This window comes from Pseudomonas sp. RIT409 (genome assembly GCF_003052515.2).
GTDB lineage: Bacteria > Pseudomonadota > Gammaproteobacteria > Pseudomonadales > Pseudomonadaceae > Aquipseudomonas.
Window position 1 is genome coordinate 51,682 of record NZ_QARE02000015.1, and the last position, 16,095, is coordinate 67,776.

Annotated in this window: 17 protein-coding genes; 10 read left to right on the plus strand and 7 right to left on the minus strand. The window is 55.4% G+C overall.

The genetic code is table 11. From position 1 onward, the window contains the following. Positions 1-69 precede the first annotated feature (69 nt). The 5 genes from DBP26_RS18440 (at position 70) to DBP26_RS18460 (ending at position 5,241) form a co-directional block, all read left to right on the plus strand. Positions 70-1,242 carry an FAD-binding oxidoreductase gene (locus DBP26_RS18440; RefSeq protein WP_108238982.1) on the plus strand — a complete coding sequence of 391 codons (1,173 nt, stop codon included), beginning with the start codon at positions 70-72 and terminating at the stop codon, positions 1,240-1,242. A 31-nt stretch (positions 1,243-1,273) separates the two neighbouring features. Further along, entirely contained in the window at positions 1,274-1,735 is a 462-nt protein-coding gene (locus tag DBP26_RS18445; RefSeq protein WP_108238981.1) for a RidA family protein, read from the plus strand. A 72-nt stretch (positions 1,736-1,807) separates the two neighbouring features. Next, positions 1,808-3,196: a VOC family protein gene (locus DBP26_RS18450; RefSeq protein ID WP_108238980.1), complete on the plus strand. Its 1,389-nt coding sequence runs from the start codon at positions 1,808-1,810 to the stop codon at positions 3,194-3,196. A 52-nt stretch (positions 3,197-3,248) separates the two neighbouring features. Next, complete coding sequence (locus tag DBP26_RS18455; protein ID WP_108238979.1) at positions 3,249-4,412, plus strand: PLP-dependent aspartate aminotransferase family protein; 1,164 nt, start codon at positions 3,249-3,251, stop codon at positions 4,410-4,412. 91 nt (positions 4,413-4,503) lie between these two features. Then, on the plus strand, positions 4,504-5,241 hold the full coding sequence (locus DBP26_RS18460; RefSeq protein WP_108238978.1) for an AraC family transcriptional regulator: 738 nt from the start codon (positions 4,504-4,506) through the stop codon (positions 5,239-5,241). A 354-nt stretch (positions 5,242-5,595) separates the two neighbouring features. Here the strand turns inward: DBP26_RS18460 and DBP26_RS18465 are convergent, their stop codons facing one another. After that, complete coding sequence (locus DBP26_RS18465; protein WP_108238977.1) at positions 5,596-6,132, minus strand: YbaK/EbsC family protein; 537 nt, start codon at positions 6,130-6,132, stop codon at positions 5,596-5,598. 636 nt (positions 6,133-6,768) lie between these two features. On the opposite strand from DBP26_RS18465, the gene DBP26_RS26985 reads away from it, so the two are divergent. The 3 genes from DBP26_RS26985 to DBP26_RS18475 all read left to right on the plus strand — a co-directional run bounded on the left by DBP26_RS26985 (position 6,769) and on the right by DBP26_RS18475 (position 7,939). Then, positions 6,769-6,945, plus strand: a complete 177-nt coding sequence (locus DBP26_RS26985) for a hypothetical protein (protein WP_158541391.1) — start codon at positions 6,769-6,771, stop codon at positions 6,943-6,945. 152 nt (positions 6,946-7,097) lie between these two features. Further along, positions 7,098-7,709, plus strand: a complete 612-nt coding sequence (gene rclC, locus DBP26_RS18470) for a reactive chlorine resistance membrane protein RclC (RefSeq protein ID WP_108238976.1) — start codon at positions 7,098-7,100, stop codon at positions 7,707-7,709. Beyond that, a complete protein-coding gene (locus DBP26_RS18475; RefSeq protein ID WP_108238975.1) occupies positions 7,709-7,939 on the plus strand; it encodes a DUF2790 domain-containing protein in 231 nt (76 codons plus the stop codon). Before rclC ends, DBP26_RS18475 begins: the two co-directional genes overlap by 1 nt. Before the next feature lie 264 nt (positions 7,940-8,203). Here the strand turns inward: DBP26_RS18475 and DBP26_RS18480 are convergent, their stop codons facing one another. The 3 genes from DBP26_RS18480 to DBP26_RS18490 all read right to left on the minus strand — a co-directional run bounded on the left by DBP26_RS18480 (position 8,204) and on the right by DBP26_RS18490 (position 10,752). After that, on the minus strand, positions 8,204-9,223 hold the full coding sequence (locus DBP26_RS18480; protein WP_108238974.1) for a zinc-binding alcohol dehydrogenase family protein: 1,020 nt from the start codon (positions 9,221-9,223) through the stop codon (positions 8,204-8,206). 10 nt (positions 9,224-9,233) lie between these two features. Beyond that, positions 9,234-9,527 (minus strand): putative quinol monooxygenase, encoded by a 294-nt coding sequence (locus DBP26_RS18485; RefSeq protein WP_108238973.1) that lies wholly within the window; start codon positions 9,525-9,527, stop codon positions 9,234-9,236. A 226-nt stretch (positions 9,528-9,753) separates the two neighbouring features. After that, entirely contained in the window at positions 9,754-10,752 is a 999-nt protein-coding gene (locus tag DBP26_RS18490; RefSeq protein WP_108238972.1) for a zinc-dependent alcohol dehydrogenase family protein, read from the minus strand. Positions 10,753-10,853: 101 nt separating this feature from the next. Between DBP26_RS18490 and DBP26_RS18495 the strand changes: the two genes are divergently transcribed. Further along, on the plus strand, positions 10,854-11,741 hold the full coding sequence (locus DBP26_RS18495; protein ID WP_146749632.1) for a LysR family transcriptional regulator: 888 nt from the start codon (positions 10,854-10,856) through the stop codon (positions 11,739-11,741). Between the two features lie 255 nt (positions 11,742-11,996). On the opposite strand, the gene gloA is transcribed toward DBP26_RS18495, so the two are convergent. Beyond that, entirely contained in the window at positions 11,997-12,392 is a 396-nt protein-coding gene (gloA, locus tag DBP26_RS18500; protein ID WP_108238970.1) for a lactoylglutathione lyase, read from the minus strand. Between the two features lie 200 nt (positions 12,393-12,592). Between gloA and DBP26_RS18505 the strand changes: the two genes are divergently transcribed. After that, the gene (locus tag DBP26_RS18505; RefSeq protein ID WP_108238969.1) at positions 12,593-13,453 is read left to right on the plus strand and encodes a LysR family transcriptional regulator; all 861 of its coding nucleotides are present in this window, start codon (positions 12,593-12,595) and stop codon (positions 13,451-13,453) included. Between the two features lie 85 nt (positions 13,454-13,538). Here DBP26_RS18505 and DBP26_RS18510 read toward each other — a convergent pair whose 3' ends face one another. Next, complete coding sequence (locus tag DBP26_RS18510) at positions 13,539-14,039, minus strand: phosphate-starvation-inducible PsiE family protein (protein ID WP_108238968.1); 501 nt, start codon at positions 14,037-14,039, stop codon at positions 13,539-13,541. A gap of 134 nt (positions 14,040-14,173) precedes the next feature. Beyond that, entirely contained in the window at positions 14,174-15,937 is a 1,764-nt protein-coding gene (locus DBP26_RS18515) for a monovalent cation:proton antiporter-2 (CPA2) family protein (protein ID WP_108238967.1), read from the minus strand. Positions 15,938-16,095: the final 158 nt, after the last annotated feature.

Consider the following 16,095-nt stretch of genomic DNA (forward strand, 5'->3'; position numbering starts at 1 on the left):
CTGCAAGACAATAAAACAAGGCGAGCTGCACACTATTGGCTCAATAGAGAGAAGTGTGGAGAGGACGTGATGAGCCAGGTATCAGAAACGGTCGTCATCATTGGTGGCGCCATCATTGGAAGCTTTGCTGCGTACTTTCTGAGGCAGGAAGGTTTCAAAGGACAGATCAAGATCATCGAGAAGGACAGCACCTACCAGTTTTCTTCTACTGCTCTGTCTGCCGCATCAGTACGTACTCAGTTTGGTTGCCCATTCAACATTGGAATGAGCCTGTTTGGCGTTCATGTGTTCAAGAACGTCCAACAGTACTTCGGTGACGACGCCGACATCGGCTTCGATGAGCGCGGCTATCTGATGCTGGGGTCGCATGATGCGGCGCAGAGTCAGCGTGAAAACGCGATGATGCAGCGCGAGCAAGGCGCGAGTATCGAGATTCTGACACCTCAAGATATCCGCGCTCGTTATCCCTGGCTGAACGTCGACGATATAGGCATCGCGACTTATGGCAGTGCCAACGAAGGCTGGTTCGATGCCTGGGCACTCCTGCAACTGGTGCGTAAGCAAGCACGCAAACTCGGCGCTGAGTACATCAATGGCGAGGTTACTGGCATTGAGACTTCAGCAGACGCAGTCGTAGGAGTTCGGCTCGCTGACGGTAGTCGAGTTGCCTGCGACTGGTGTGTCAATGCAGCTGGACCGGCAGGCGGCCAAGTAGCTGGGCTTGCAGGGGTGCAAATCCCGGTCGAGCCGCGCAAACGTACGGTCTTTCACTTTACTTCGCCCGTCGCCAGCGAGGGATTCCCGATGCTGTTCGACAACTCTGGATTGTGGGTGCGTCCTGAGGGTGATGGTTTCATCGCTGGTATCGCACCGGACGAGATCGACGATGCTCACCCCAACGACGATTTCGAACCCGCACATGGGCTACTCGAAGGCAAATTGTGGGAGTTACTTGCCCACCGTATTCCGGCAATGGAGCAATTGCGTCTGCGCCGTGCATGGGCAGGTCATTACGAGATGAATCTCCTGGACCACAACGGAATCGTCGGTGCCCACGACACTCTGAAGAATTTCGTGCTGGCGACTGGATTTTCCGGGCATGGCGTCATGCATTCACCCGCGACTGGCCGTGGAGTCGCCGAATTGATTACCCACGGCAAGTTCACCTCGCTGGATCTCTCGCCGCTTGGTTTTCAGCGCATTCGTAACAACCAGCCCATCGTGGAATCAGTCGTCTATTGAGGTCCGATACACCTGTCAGCAGGAACTACCTATGAGCAAAATCGAACAACTGTTGCAAGAACAAGGACTTGAGTTGCCCGTACTGTCCGCAGGCGTTGGCAGCTACAAGCCTTATTACCTGGCCGGCAGTTTGCTGTTCCTTAGCGGGCAAGGCCCCCGCGACGACCAGGGAACTCTCCTTAAGGGCAAAGTAGGTGCCGGATATACCACCGAGCAGGCGTCTCAGGATGCTCAGCGTATTGCCCTGCAATTGCTGGCCACCGCCAAGCTTGCATTGGGCGACCTGAATCGGCTCAAGGGCGTGGTCAAGGTATTGGGGCTGGTCAACTGCGTACCCAAGTACACGGACCACCCCAAGGTAGTAGACGGCTGCAGCCTTTTGTTCAACAAGGCTCTGCCCCAAACGCCAGGGCATGCTCGTTCTGCCGTGGGTGCTACGTCTCTGCCCGGTGGAATCAGTGTCGAAATCGAAGCGATTTTTGAAGTCGAGTGATTCGTTTCCTAATCCGTTATCTCCAACTGCTGAACGATCGCCCAGCCTATGTAGAGGCGCTAGAGGTTAGCCATGTCCGAGACAAAAAGTGCCTTTGTGAGCACTGATTCCATCCGCCTGCAATTTTCCGAGGCGATGTCCGATATGTATAAGCAGGAGGTCCCGCTTTACGGTGACCTGCTGGAATTGGTCAACGCAACCAATACTCAAGTGCTGGACGAACAGCCTCTGTTGGCCAGCCAGCTCAGTGACGATGATCATTTAAGTCGTTTGTCAGTCGAGCGTCACGGCGCCATTCGCCTCGGGAGTTCCAAGGAACTCAACATGATGCGGCGATTGCTGGCAGTTATGGGTATGCATCCGGTTAGCTATTACGATCTGAGCGTTGCGGGCGTCCCTGTTCATGCGACTGCATTTCGCCCTGTCACTGACGCCGCTTTGCATGCCTGCCCCTTCAGATTATTTACATCGTTGCTGCGCCTTGAACTGATAAGCGACCCGGAATCCCGGGAGCTTGCGCGCGAGTTGATCGAAAAACGCGACATTTTTACTGACCGCGCAAGGGAGTTGGTCGCAGCGTTCGAAGCCTGCGGTGGGCTGACTGAGCCCCAAGTACGGGAATTCGTAGCGCAAGCACTGCAAACCTTCAAATGGCACAGTCAGTCGACTGTCACCAGTGAGCAGTATTCCCGCCTGAATGCGGAGCACAGACTCGTTGCGGATATCGCCGCGTTCAAAGGACCGCATATAAACCATTTGACGCCTCGTACCCTAGACATCGACCGCGTACAGGCGTTGATGCCTTCCTACGGCATCGATGCAAAAGCACTGATCGAGGGCCCGCCGCTGCGGCGTTGCCCAATCCTGCTGCGTCAGACCAGCTTCAAAGCGCTGGAAGAGGCAGTCGCGTTTACCGATCAGAACGATGCACAGGGCCGACACACTGCCCGGTTCGGTGAGATTGAACAGCGGGGGATCGCTCTGACCCGCAAAGGCCGTGAACTGTATGACCAACTTCTCACCCAAGCCAAGGCCGCACACACCAGTGCTGGTGGAGGACCTGCGACATATGGGCAGCATCTTGAAAAGGCGTTCACTCAAATTCCAGACGATTACAGAGATTTGAGAACATTGGGCCTTGCGTATTTCCGCTACAGCACCGCGCAACCCGCCGATGCTCCGCCACTCGATGAAAGCTGGAACGTCGAAGCGTTGTTGGAACACGGATATCTGACCATCGCTCCACTGATCTACGAAGACTTCTTGCCAGTCAGCGCGGCGGGCATCTTCCAGTCAAACCTGGGAGAAGCGGTTCACGGCGACTATGGCATCCCGTCCAACCAAACCACGTTCGAAGCTGCTCTGGGTCTGCCAGTGCTGGACGAGTTCGAACTCTACGATGCCGCACAAGCCCAGTCTCTTGAGAACAGTCTCAAACAACTGAAAACAATTCACGGCTGAATACGCGATAACAACGATCCATTTCCCGCGAACAACAGAGCGAGAGCTGCACATGAACGACCAGAATTTGCCGATTACCGATGACGACAGAAGCTTGCTGCTGATCCAGGCTGATCACTTTGTAGACGATCGCACCGGCGCACTTGTGCCTCCTATCCACACTTCTACTGTCTTCGCGCGCGACGAGAATTACGAGCTGATCGGCAACATCCGCTATGGCAGATATGGCAATCCTACGACCATTCTGGCAGAGGAGCTGCTTGCGAAGCTGGAAGGTGGACGAGAAGCTCGCTTGTTCGGCTCAGGTTTAGCGGCCACAACCGCCATCCTAGAAACGGTCAAAACCGGTCAGCATATCCTCGCGCCGCAGGTTATGTATCACGGCGCCCAAAAATGGATGCGCCGGATTGCCGAGCGCCGGGGTATCGAACTCAGCTTTTTCGACCAATCGAAGCCAGGCGCGATGCGTAAGGCAATCCGCCCAAACACCGGCTTGTTGTGGATCGAAGCCGCAGTCAATCCAACGTGGGATATCATCGATATCAAAGAAGCCGCAGACGCGGTGCACGCGGTTGGCGGCATTCTGTGCGTAGACGGCAGCGTTTCGCCTCCTGTGACCTCACACCCACTGGAGCTAGGCGCGGATATCGTTTTCCACTCATGCTCCAAATACCTGAATGGGCACAGTGACGTATTGGCTGGAGTTCTGGTTACCAATACGCTTGACGCACGCTGGGATGAAGTTAACGTCATTCGCAATTTATCGGGAGCGGTCCTTGGGGCTTTCGAATCGTGGCTACTGATTCGAGGTATGCGTACGTTGTCGGTACGCTTTGAGCGCGCATCCGACAACGCCCTAGCGTTAGCCAAGCACTTCCTCAAGCACCCTAAGGTACAGGGCGTACTGTACCCCGGCCTTGAGTCTCATCCAGGTCATGAAGTAGCAAAGCGGCAGATGACCAATGGCTTCGGCGGGATGATGTCTATTCTGTTCGACGGGTCGCCAGAAGACGTGCAACGGGTCGCTTGCGCGCTGAAGGTGTTCATTATTGGCGCATCACTTGGCGGTGTTGAAAGCCTGGTCGAACATCGTGCGTCGGTTGAAGGGCCTGATAGCGTAGTGCCGAAGAATTTGCTCCGGTTCTCGGTTGGTATCGAACCGATTCAGGCGCTGATCGGTGACCTAGAGCAAGCGCTCGATGTGCTCAACAAATAGTCACGAAGCATCTGCGTAACGCTCGGGTTCCAGCCAGTCTCAGGATCGGTGAGAACCCGACTGGGTGCGATGGTTATGAGGAATACAAGCGATGATGACTGACTGCGAAGGATTGTTTCGCGCTGCGGGACGCGACGTCGCATTACTTGAACACATCTTTGACCGACTCCCAGATGTGCTGTTTTACATCAAGGATCGAGAATCTCGGTATGTAGTCGTCAATTGGGCTGTCGTGCAACAGAGTGGTGTCAAAAGCAAGGAAAATGTCTGCGGCAGAACCGCTGATGAGCTGTTTCCCGTCACGGGGTATAGCACTTGGGCGCAGGATATGGAAGTGATCAACAGTGGGAAGGAGATTATTGACCTACTGCGTCTCTACTTTTCTGCTGATGGCGGCCGGCAGTGGTGCCTTAGTACAAAGTATCCCATTCGTGGAGACGATGGCGAGATTCAAGGCCTTATCGGAATATCCAGGCGACTCCCACGCCCTGATGAAAACCACCTTAACTACAAGCGGTTGGATGAGTTCCTGAAAATTCTAGGCGAGGACTGCAGTCGCAAGATTCTCATCAGTGAAGTAGCCAAACGCGTGAGCATTTCCGTTGACATACTCGAAAAGCTATCGAAAGAGATATTTCATCTAACCCCCAAGCAATTACTTCTGCAAATGCGAATAGACAGAGCCTGCATGCTACTTGAAACGACAAACTTGAACGTTACCGAGGTCGCCGCAGAATGCGGCTACTCGGACCACAGCGCTTTCTCCCGCCAGTTTAAAGTGGCGACGCATTTCACTCCGCGCGATTACCGTAATTCCAAATCCGCTTAAACTATGCTCCTATTCAGCCTCATCCTAAGAAACGTAGTGCCCACACGGTTCACACATAATGTCTAACAATCTCGCTTTTGACTGCAAGCATACATCTTAAAGGGGGGGTAATACAGCCGCAGAGGTTAGGAGGCACTGAAGTATGCCGCAGGTAGATTATCACCCACGACACTGAACATGTTCGCCCATTCGGCTGCTTCTATAAGCCATTTCGCAATTGACTAAACTTGCTCAGCCCTGCCAAGAAACAGAGTTCAAATACTCTCACACTAGCACTGTGCAGTTGCCAGCCCGTTCGGGAATATATATTCGCGGATTAAATTTTCAGCGACTTAGGTGGACGAAAGGTAACGATCAAACCGTGATCACCTTCGGTACATGCTTGATATGGTCAAGAAACGTCTCGACAACGTCTAGCGTTCTGAGCTTCATATAGCCTGTGGTGGTGCCATCACTGCAACCGTACCAAGGATTTGATACTACATCCTTATCCAGCACTACCTGCACAGCGTCAACGTCATCGAGAAGCTTTGAGAAGACGGTGGCAGCCCCCACCGTGACGCCCATTTTTTCCTCCATGAAAGCTGTTGGAGCGAAAGATACGCGAGAGCACCCTAGTGCCTGGCTGAAAGCTTTAGAATCAAATGCTTTTTGGCCGCATGTAACAAAGAGATAGAAACGGCTCTTCTGCGCATTGGTCAGAAAAAGCGTCTTAACCATCTGCATGTCTAGCTTTTCATCAATGAGCTTACAATCACTCATAGAAATAGCCGCGTCAGTACTTACGCGCACAAATGGAATTTTTAAAATCTCTAAGACCTCATACACCTTTCGTTGCAACTCAGTAGTGAACATTGCAGGCGACGAATACTGGAAATCACTGATATACATAACCGCTCCAAAGACGAAGAAATTAACGACCCATCACCGAAACCATGTACATTGCACAACAATGCCAGAAGCAAAATACCCCGAACCCATTAGATATTTCAACTCATGCTCCGCAAAACGCGACTCTACTGAGCAAGCTCAGCTAAAAGTCGCTGAATGATACGGTTTTTTGCACAGTTTTTTATAGGAGCACTGTCTTTTATTTCAGCAGCCCGGTGAAATCTTGCAGAGTGGGGACGCGTATTGGTAACAGCCTACATGCAGCTTTTTCAAAATGAGCGTTTCCCAGTTACTTAGCTTATCGCGATGACATAGCGCCCCCCTCAGGTTGGCCCATTCCGCAAGTCGCGTCAGAGTTCACATGGGCAGAGCGACAAATACCATGCGCTTACTGAAAAGTAACCGGACAGCCGCGGTTGCGACCCGAGCGTCCGCTTTGGGTCGATAGCTGCCCCACAAGCGGGAGATCAAGCGATTCTCCCGCTACGCTGGCCGAGGTCCATCAACCCATTTCCTTGAGGGTGTTTGCTGCGAATTCGATGAACGCGATACCCCACGAGGCAGTTGACGGCGACTGTGATAGACAAGATGCACGCCTTGTGCGCCTGAGGTGTAATCAGGGAGCACTTCCTTCAAGTGTCCAGCATCGATGTGGGCAGCGCTGAGTGCCACTCCCTGTGGGCGATCTACGACCATTTCCAAGGCAAAACCGATGAAACCGAGGCAGCGCTGGAGGCACAGAACGATCAGGCGGGACGCATGATCGACGATCTGCTCTGGCACTTTCCGGCACGGCCGCTATCACCTCGGTGACGGCGGTTTTCGTTTGAGCCCCTGTCAGCGACCCTCAAGAAAAAAGCCATCGCAAGATTGAGCAGATCGCACAAAGAAATGATCCCATCGCGAATAATCGGCTTCGCCCCTCCCCTTAATCTGAGCCCACACCAACTTAAGGGCTCATCATCATGACCTCCCCCAATACCCTGATTCAAAAGCTTCTAATCCAGGCAACCCAGCTCGATAAACTCGGCGTACATCTGATCCGTATCGGGGTCGCGATCATTTTCATCTGGATTGGCGCGCTGAAATTCGTGCCGTACGAAGCCGACAGTATTACGCCGTTCGTGGCCAACAGTCCTTTCATGTCGTTCTTCTACGCACACCCCGAGCAATACAAGGCTCACCTGACTCACGAAGGCCAACTCGACCCCGTGCAGCGCCAATGGCAGACCGACAACCATACCTACGCGTTCTCCGACGGCTTGGGAACAATCGAAATTCTGATTGGCCTGCTGGTACTGTCGTACGCCTTCTCAAGACGCCTGGGCATGGTCGGTTCCGTTCTCGCATTTCTGACGCCGCTGGTGACGCTGTCATTCCTGATCACCACACCCGAAGCCTGGGTATCGAACCTTGGAGATGCGGACTTCGGCTTCCCCTATCTGTCGGGAGGTGGACGGCTTGTGCTCAAGGATGTGCTGATGCTGGCGGGAGCGGTGGTCATGATTGCGGATTCGGCTCGCCAACTGCTTCAGGAAAAATCGGCTCGACAGGCTTACGAAGCTCAGAGCGTCTGATGAAAACCTCCGCACTTGCGCTCGTCTTTGCATGTTTCGCGGCGAATGCCTTCGCTCAGGAGGCTTCGCCTACCTCGGCACGATCACTGGACATTGTCCAAGTCATCAGCCAGACCACTGACGATGGCCGTTGTGGCCTCGTACCGATGCACCTGGTGTACAAGGACTCCGAGGGCCTGGTTCATACTCTCGATTACACGATCGTTGGCAGCGGATGCTCCAGCGGCTGACGGACAACCAAGGGAACCAGGCCTGCGCTTCGTCAACCGCCACGGCAGCGAACTGCCTGGGCAATAAGCTCGACCCGTCCGATGAATAGCCCTGGGGCAACTCGGGATCTGGCGGGTGAGCCCACGCCATTGCAGATCGACATCCGATATCTGATCGATGGAAGCGTGAAAGCGGGGGTTCATGGCCCCCGCCGCCACGTCATCAATCCAGCAACCGCACGGTTGCTCCAGGTAGAGACTACCGAACCGTCTCTGTGGCAGCCCTTAGAAGCCTTCGAGAACGATCTTGCCCTTCGCCTTGCCGCTTTCCAGTAGCGCATGGGCACGACGGAGATTTTCTGCGCTGAGGCGTCCGTAGTTATCGCCGACCGTGGTGCGCAAGAGACCCGAATCAACGTGCCGCGCAATCTCGTTGAGGATGTTGTGCTGCTCCTGCATGTCCTCGGTTTCGTAAAGCGAGCGGGTATACATCAGTTCCCAGTGCAACGACAGGCTCTTACGCTTCAGCGGTACGACGTCAAGCGTGGCCGGATCGTCGATCAGGCCCAGCCTGCCCTGGGGCTTCAGAGATTCGATGATTTGCTCGTAGTGCCGATCAGTCTGGGTCAGACTTGCGACATAGCTGACTTGTCCGATGCCAATGCGCTTGAGCTCTTCGCTGAGTGGCTTGGTATGGTCAATGACGTGATGCGCACCCAGCTCGGTGACCCAGGCTTGGGTTTCCGGGCGCGAAGCCGTGCCGATGATTGTCAGCCCAGTCAGCTGACGCGCCAACTGAGTCAGGATTGAACCCACCCCGCCCGCAGCGCCGACGATGAGCAGGGTTTCGCCCCGGTCGGTGGTATCACGCGCAACACCGAGGCGATCGAACAGCAATTCCCAAGCGGTCAGGGAAGTCAGTGGCAATGCCGCTGCGTGGCTGAAATCCAGCGACTGGGGCATCGAACCGACGATACGCTCGTCCACGAGTTGCAGCTCGCTGTTGCTGCCTGGGCGGATCAACGACCCGGCGTACCAGACCCTGTCACCCGGCTTGAACAGCGTCACGTCGCTGCCAACCGACTTGACCACGCCGGCAGCATCCCATCCGAGGATACGGGGCTGGCTTTCGTCTTCATGCGGTACGTAGCCCTGTCGCACCTTGGTATCGACAGGATTGACCGATACGGCTTTCACCTCTACGAGCAAGTCGCGCGGCTTCGGCACTGGCTCGGTCATATCGATCTCCACCAAGGCATCGGGATGTTCGATAGGCAGGCATTTGAAGTGTGCAATGGCTTTCATTCGAAGGACCTCAGGAGATGCGATACATTTTTGTGAAGGTGAGCTTTTCAGCAGCACGCTCGATGATAGGGAGCGCTGCCTGAAAATGCGGTGTCGCTTCGTGTGCCGTCAGCGCCGCTTCAGTGCGCCACTGTTCGATCATATGGAAGGTGCGAGGCTGCTCGGCATCACGATGGAAGTCGTACTGGATGCAGTCCGCTTCGGCTCGGCTCGGGCCTTGCAGGCCCTGCAGCGTCTGCTCCAGCTCGCCGTCAAGTCCGCCCTTGGCGATCAAAGTGGCAATCAGTGTCAGAGGGGGGGTCATCAAACCTCCTGATGAGCGTTAGAAAAAGAGCGCGCTGGCTGGCACGGCTTTATCGACGATAACCCCGCTGGCGGCCGTGGGGCCGACAAACTTGAATCCGGGGTATTGCGAGGTGCCTGCCTGGTCGAAATCCAGACCATGGACACGGCAGGCATGACCTCATGGCTGGAGAAGAGTTGAATCACCGTGTTCCAGGCGCTGTGGACGCGAACCTGTGTGGGCGCGATCAAGCCTTTCGCTCAATGACGACTTTGCCAATCGCACGACCTGACTCCAGGCGAGCATGTGCGGCACTGACACCCGCTGCAGTGAAATCATGGCGCTCATCGATCAGAGGCTTGACCAAGCCGCGATCAACCAAGGCAGCCAGTCTTTCCAGGATCTCCCCATGGTGCTTGCGGCCTTGGTTGTGAATGATCGAGACAGCCATGAATACCAAGTCGAGTCTCAATGCCTTGAAGTGCATTTCGGTCAGATCGTAAGTGTCGTAACCGATGATCGAGACGACATGACCCTTGAGCTTCGCAGCCTTGAGGGAATTCTGTAAGACCTCGCCGCCCAGGGTATCGAAGACCGTATCGAACCCCTGTCCTCCGGTGATTCGCTGACTGTATTCCTGAGGCGTCTCGGTGGCATAAAAAATAATGTCATCGGCGCCCAATCGACGGGCTATATCCGCTTTTACCTGCGTGGAAACCGTCGTCGATACCCTGGCTCCCAGGACCTTGGCCAACTGGATGCCTATGTGCCCGACACCACCGGTGCCGCCATGTACAAGGACGTTGTCATTGGGTTTGATCGAAGCACGGTCGATCAGCGCCTCCCATGCCGTAATTGCCACGAGCGGCAAGCTTGCTGCTTCGCCAAACGAGAGCGACTTGGGCTTTAGCGCGAGCATCTGGGCATCGACTTCCATCTGATCTGCCAACGCGCCGGGAATCCCCACGATGCCGCCGAAACAACCGTAGACTTCATCGCCTGGGTTGAAGCGCGTTACGCCAGCGCCGACGGAGCGGATTACCCCTGAAACGTCAATGTGAAGAATAGCCGGAAACGTCAGACCGGCCGTACCTTCGCTGCCTCGACGAATTTTCGTGTCCACTGGATTTACGCTTGTCGCTTGCACGTCGACAATCACATGCCCCGCTCGGGCAACGGGATCGTCCGTCTGAACTTCGACGAAGAGGTCCGAGCCACCATGCTGATTTATCACTATGGCTTTCAAGTGCTTAACTCCGAGGAACTGTAGGCGAATAAATTATCATCAATAAAACAGGATAAATACGCTAAGATCGTTGAATCTTTCGGTCCTTTTGGTTGGTAATCGTGCTGGATTCCATCGATGAGTTACGTTTGTTTACTGCCGTTTTCGAGGAGGGCTCAATCCGAGCGGCTGCCGAACGACTGGGGATGACGGCTGCAGGTGGAAGTAAGCGTCTTCTGGCCCTTGAAGACAGCGTCGGTCGGAGACTTTTTAACCGCACCACCCGCAAACTCAGCCCCACTTCGGACGGCGAGAAGCTGTATCAGCATGCCTTGAGCATCCTCGAAAGTGTCGAGAAGGCCGAGCGAGGATTCTTTCAAAAGACTGAGATGACCGGTCATCTGCGCGTCACCGCTTCCGCGACATTCGCCCAAGCTTATTTATCGAGCGTCGTGAGCAGCTATCTCAAACGCTACCCTGGTGTCATCGTTGACCTCCATCCGACGGATCAACTGGTTGATCTCGCTGCCCATGGTACTGATCTCGCGATTCGACACGGCGTGATGGCCGATTCGTCCCTGATTGCGCAAAGAATCGCTGACTCCCGACGCCTGATTTGCGCCGCTCCCCAGTATTGGGAAAAACAGGGCATGCCTGTCTCGCCAAAGGAGTTGGCCACACTGGATGGCCTCATCATCGGAAAGGATTCCAGTTGGGCGATGTCCCGCGGAGGCATCAAAAAAACCTGCAAAATACGCAAACGGTTTTCATCCAGTCTTGGGGAAGTGGTTCGCCAGATGGCGATAGATGGGCACGGCGTAGCGCTGCTCATGGACTGGCACGTCCGAGATGATCTCGATTCAGGAGCACTGGTCGAGGCGTTGTCCGATTGGACCATTGAGGCGCCGGTGGGAATGTATGCGGTCTACCCTTCAAGAGAGAACATCTCTCCGACTGTGCTCAGCTTCGTTGCTCATCTCAAAGAGTGGGTCGCGACCCACCCCGTTTGAAGAAAGCAACCGTGCCGGCACGATGAAACCCGCCGGATGGTGTAAGAAGCCGGAACGTGTCAGTTGAACTGCAGATCAATCAGGTTCGTTGCCCCCGGACAGGGGCGTCGCTTTCACATAAAGCTGCAGCAGATCAGAGTGCATCCTGTCCACCGTATCCCTTCATCCGGCAAAGGCCTTCAAACTTCAAGCCCCTCAAAATGAGAGTGGTGATGGGTGGACGTCAATGATCCTATTCGCGTTCGCGGCGCCCGTTCAGTCGAATTGTGTACCTTTTTGAATCAACTCAACCTTATAGCCATTGGGGTCCTCGATGAACGCGATGATCGTGCGCCCATGTTTCATAACACCTGCAGGTCGCGGAACGCGATATCCCATGATCGCAGCACGGCTGCATAACGCTTCCGCATCTTCAACCTCGATAGCGACATGCCCGTAAGCATCCCCGAGCTCGTAGCTGTGCTGACCCCAGTTTCGCGTCAGCTCCAATGCAACCGTCTCGGTCTCCGGACCATAACCCAGGAAAGCCAGTGTGAACTTGCCCTCTGGATAGTCTTTGCGTCTCAAGAGGCTCATGCCAAGCAGCCTCGTGTAGAAGTGAATGGATTTGTCCAGGTCCACTACACGCAACATGGTATGCAGTATGCGCATCTATTTCTCCACGGCAGCGTTGGCCCATTGCATGGCCAACATCTCTTGAAAGGCTTCACGTGGCCCGATTCCAGGCCTATTTCTGCGCAAACAGCCAGGCTGTTCAACGCTGGAAGCCCTTGATGGGAGAATGTTAAGCTGCCCACTCAATCACTAAAAGTGACTATATGTGAGCCAGACCATCACAAAAGGAGATTCTCTTGAAGCTTTCGCAGCTCGGCTTTTTTTGCGCCGTCGTCGAGCACGGCACGATAGCCGCAGCAGCCGCATCGCTGCATTGTGTGCCCTCGAACATCACGGCCAGACTGCGAGAGCTCGAAAGTCAACTTGGCGTCGTTTTGTTCAACCGCGAAAACAACCGATTGCTGGTCACTCCCGAGGGCAGGCTGGTCTACCGAAAAGCCAAACAGCTCATTGACCTGGCAGCTGAAACGCGCTCGCTCTTCTCAAACGATTCCATCCAGGGAGTGCTTCGCGTCGGAGCGCTCGATGTAGCGCTGGCCAATCATTTACCAGAACGCCTGGTTCGCTATCGCCTTGAGGCACCGGGGGTCGAAGTTCACATTCGCCCGGAGCACTCGCTATTCCTTGAGCGGCTTTTGATGGATGGCGAGCTTGATTTGATTCTTACTGACGGCCCGATTCAGCATCCTTTGCTGGATAGCCGATTAGCGTTTCGTGAGCGCTTGCTCAGAGTAGTGCCCAAATCGCTTTCCCCGCCCACGCCTCAAGACCTGTCGAGGCTCGAACTGTATGTATTCGGTCGCACGTGTCACTACAGACAACAGGTCGATGACTGGTTGGAAAGCAGCGGCATCCAGCCTAGGGCTATTCTGGAAATCGAATCGTATCCGACCATCTTCGCCTGTATCGCGCAAGGGATAGGTTTCGCCTGCGTACCGGAGAGTTACGTGGATCGTTTTGCCAGTCAGGCGCACACGTTTCAGGCTGACCAGGCGCCCAGTCTGGACTCAAGCGATATCTACTTCGTCTGGAGAAAGAACCAGCAGTCCCCCCTGATCAGAAATTTCATTGAGGTCATCGACCGTCAGGGTGATTAATGGCAACCACGCCTTAGTCGTCAAACGCCCACGGCGTCTTGTGCTGGGGCGTGGTCGACACGCCCTGACGAAGCTGGGCTGAGTGTCACGACTTTTTTTCCTCCGACAATCTGCCCTGTTTGCTAAACAACCAAAAGATGATACCCAAGACCAGCGTTGCAAACCCCATTGCAGCGATAGTGGCAGCGGGCGTCGAAGCGGAATCAAGAATCACGAACTTGCGGCTCAGGGCCAGGAGCGAGATCAGAATCACTGTCCGCAGTTGCACGATACTGCCTTGCCTGAACGCTGGACGAATGATGGAGTGCTTGAACTCCAGAGCGATCAACACGGTGAATATCGAACCGAAGAGTACCTGGAAGTCGCCGTGATCCAAGGGATCAATCGCGCCCCCCACCACCAGCGGCAGCACTCGTCTGTAGAGCTGAATCAAAGCAATGACGATGACGCACGAGATGATCACACCGAGCGCCAGCACGATGATTTGCTCGAATCGCTCATAGGCGTTCATCAGTGACCACTGGACACGAAGGTTTTTGAACGTCGACCTCGAAGGCAGTGGCGCTGAGGGGTCCGGATTATTCATTAGTTTTTTCTCCAGCTCGTGTGGTTTTAGCCGTCGGCATGGCCCGCCTGTAGCCGCTGATCCAGCGCGCCGGAGGGTTGAGTGAAGCAGAGTTTCAGGGGTACATCGGAAACAATCCTGGCGATCTCGATGCGCTATCCGCTCGGCGGATCGATGCGATCAATATTTCCCAGCACCAGCGCACGGCCGGCAAACAGGCCGCCCGCCGTCTCCAGGGCAAAGCGTTCGGCATCGCGTTTGCGAACTTCGTCGACCAATGCGTCGGCTTCTCGCTCAGACGCACCGAGCGTCAACACTGCCTGACGACCGAGCAACAGGGCAGCTTCAAACGTCTCTCGCACAATGTAGTCCGCATTGTGTTTGATCAGCTCGAGCGCGTGTTCACGGTCAAAGGCCCGCACCACCAGTTTCACGTGCGGGCAGTAGTGCCGCGTGCTTTCCACAATGCGTGTCGCTGCTTTTTTGTCATCAACACAGACAATGATGGCGCGAGCGTGATGCGCCCCGGCCGCGTGCAGGATTTCATGGCGCGCGCCGTCGCCGTAATAGACCTTGAACCCATACGGTGTCACGGCGCGGATGACCTCCGGATCGATATCAATGATGGAAATGTTCGCCCCCTGGGAGAGCGGCGCCTGGCAGGCAATCTGCCCTACACGCCCAAAACCGATGATGAGCACATTGCATCGCAGATTGTGTGCGGCCTCCACCCCGTCCAGGGAAACGGGTCGCGCGGGAGCAAACCGTCGAGACAGCAGCAGCGTCACGGGGGTAAGCGCCATGGACAGCACGACGATAGCGGTCATGTTGGCGTTGACTTCCGCACTGATGACCCTGAGTTTGAGTGCTTCGGCAAACAATACAAACGCAAACTCGCCCCCCTGTGCCATCAGCATGGCGCGATCCAGTGCGTCGCTATGGCTGCTTTTCGCGAAGCGAGCGACGCCATAAATACACAGCGCCTTGACCGCCATCAGCGAGAGCACGCCGGAGGTGATGAGTGCCCAGTTTCTGGCCATGACTTGCAGATCCAGCGTCATTCCGACACCGAGGAAGAACAACCCCAGCAGCAGGCCACGAAACGGTTCTATGTCGGCCTCCAACTGGTGGCGGAAGGTCGACTCCGACAGCAACACGCCCGCCACGAAAGCGCCCATCGCCATTGAAAGACCGCCAACTTCCATCAGCAGCGCCGCGCCCAACACCACCAGCAGCGTCGCAGCCGTCATGACTTCGCGCGCTTTGGCCTGGGCCAATACCCGAAACATCGGATTGAGCAACCACAGACCGATGGCGGTTAATGCGCCCAGGGAGAGCGCGGCGATACCGACGCGTTGCCAGAGAGGGGATGCAGGTTCATGCGCCCATTCAGGGGGCGCCAGGAAGGCGACTACTGCCAGTAACGGCGCAATCATCAGGTCTTCGAATAACAAGATGGACACGATGTGCTGTCCCCTTGGCTCGGTGATGTCACCGCGCTCGGAGAGCACCTGGGTAACAATGGCCGTGGACGACAGGACAAAACCCGCCGCGCTCACGAACGAGACCTGCCATGGAAACCCGAAGGCCATGCCCACCAGGGTGAGCAGCGCAGCACAGACCAGCACCTGCAGGCTGCCCAACCCAAAGATCTGCCGGCGTAAATCCCACAGATGCGAGGGTTTCATCTCCAGGCCAATCACAAAGAGAAACATCGCCACACCCAGCTCGGCGATATCAATGATGGTGTGGGGGTTGTTGATCAGTTGCAGCCCGAAAGGGCCAATGATCAGCCCCGCTGCCAGGTAACCGACCACTGAGCCGAGCCCGATGCGCTTGAGCAATGGCACTGCCACCACCGCAGCGGCAAGCAAAGTGACGACAGTGAATAGTTGGCCCGCATTGCCTTCAACGACCATGGCATTGACCCTCATCCCACATCAGGACCGTAAGGCATCCGCAGGCAGGCGTGCTGAACAGAGCGATGAAAAAAGTGCCCGGCCCTGAAAAAGGCTTCAGGACCCGGCACCCTCCGGAGCGTGCAGCAAGGGCGAATCGTCGTCCGCCGGGCTCGGCC

Bases quoted from the DNA above. Each gene is read 5' to 3' on its own strand.
- DBP26_RS18450 (WP_108238980.1), top strand. From the start codon at position 1,808: ATGTCCGAGACAAAAAGTGCCTTTGTGAGCACTGATTCCATCCGCCTG.
- DBP26_RS18460 (WP_108238978.1), top strand. From the start codon at position 4,504: ATGATGACTGACTGCGAAGGATTGTTTCGCGCTGCGGGACGCGACGTC.
- DBP26_RS18465 (WP_108238977.1), bottom strand. From the start codon at position 6,132: ATGTATATCAGTGATTTCCAGTATTCGTCGCCTGCAATGTTCACTACT.
- DBP26_RS18515 (WP_108238967.1), bottom strand. From the start codon at position 15,937: ATGGTCGTTGAAGGCAATGCGGGCCAACTATTCACTGTCGTCACTTTG.
- DBP26_RS18480 (WP_108238974.1), bottom strand. From the start codon at position 9,223: ATGAAAGCCATTGCACACTTCAAATGCCTGCCTATCGAACATCCCGAT.
- DBP26_RS18445 (WP_108238981.1), top strand. From the start codon at position 1,274: ATGAGCAAAATCGAACAACTGTTGCAAGAACAAGGACTTGAGTTGCCC.
- DBP26_RS18510 (WP_108238968.1), bottom strand. From the start codon at position 14,039: ATGAATAATCCGGACCCCTCAGCGCCACTGCCTTCGAGGTCGACGTTC.
- DBP26_RS18485 (WP_108238973.1), bottom strand. From the start codon at position 9,527: ATGACCCCCCCTCTGACACTGATTGCCACTTTGATCGCCAAGGGCGGA.
- DBP26_RS18440 (WP_108238982.1), top strand. From the start codon at position 70: ATGAGCCAGGTATCAGAAACGGTCGTCATCATTGGTGGCGCCATCATT.
- rclC (WP_108238976.1), top strand. From the start codon at position 7,098: ATGACCTCCCCCAATACCCTGATTCAAAAGCTTCTAATCCAGGCAACC.
- gloA (WP_108238970.1), bottom strand. From the start codon at position 12,392: ATGCGCATACTGCATACCATGTTGCGTGTAGTGGACCTGGACAAATCC.
- DBP26_RS18475 (WP_108238975.1), top strand. From the start codon at position 7,709: ATGAAAACCTCCGCACTTGCGCTCGTCTTTGCATGTTTCGCGGCGAAT.
- DBP26_RS18455 (WP_108238979.1), top strand. From the start codon at position 3,249: ATGAACGACCAGAATTTGCCGATTACCGATGACGACAGAAGCTTGCTG.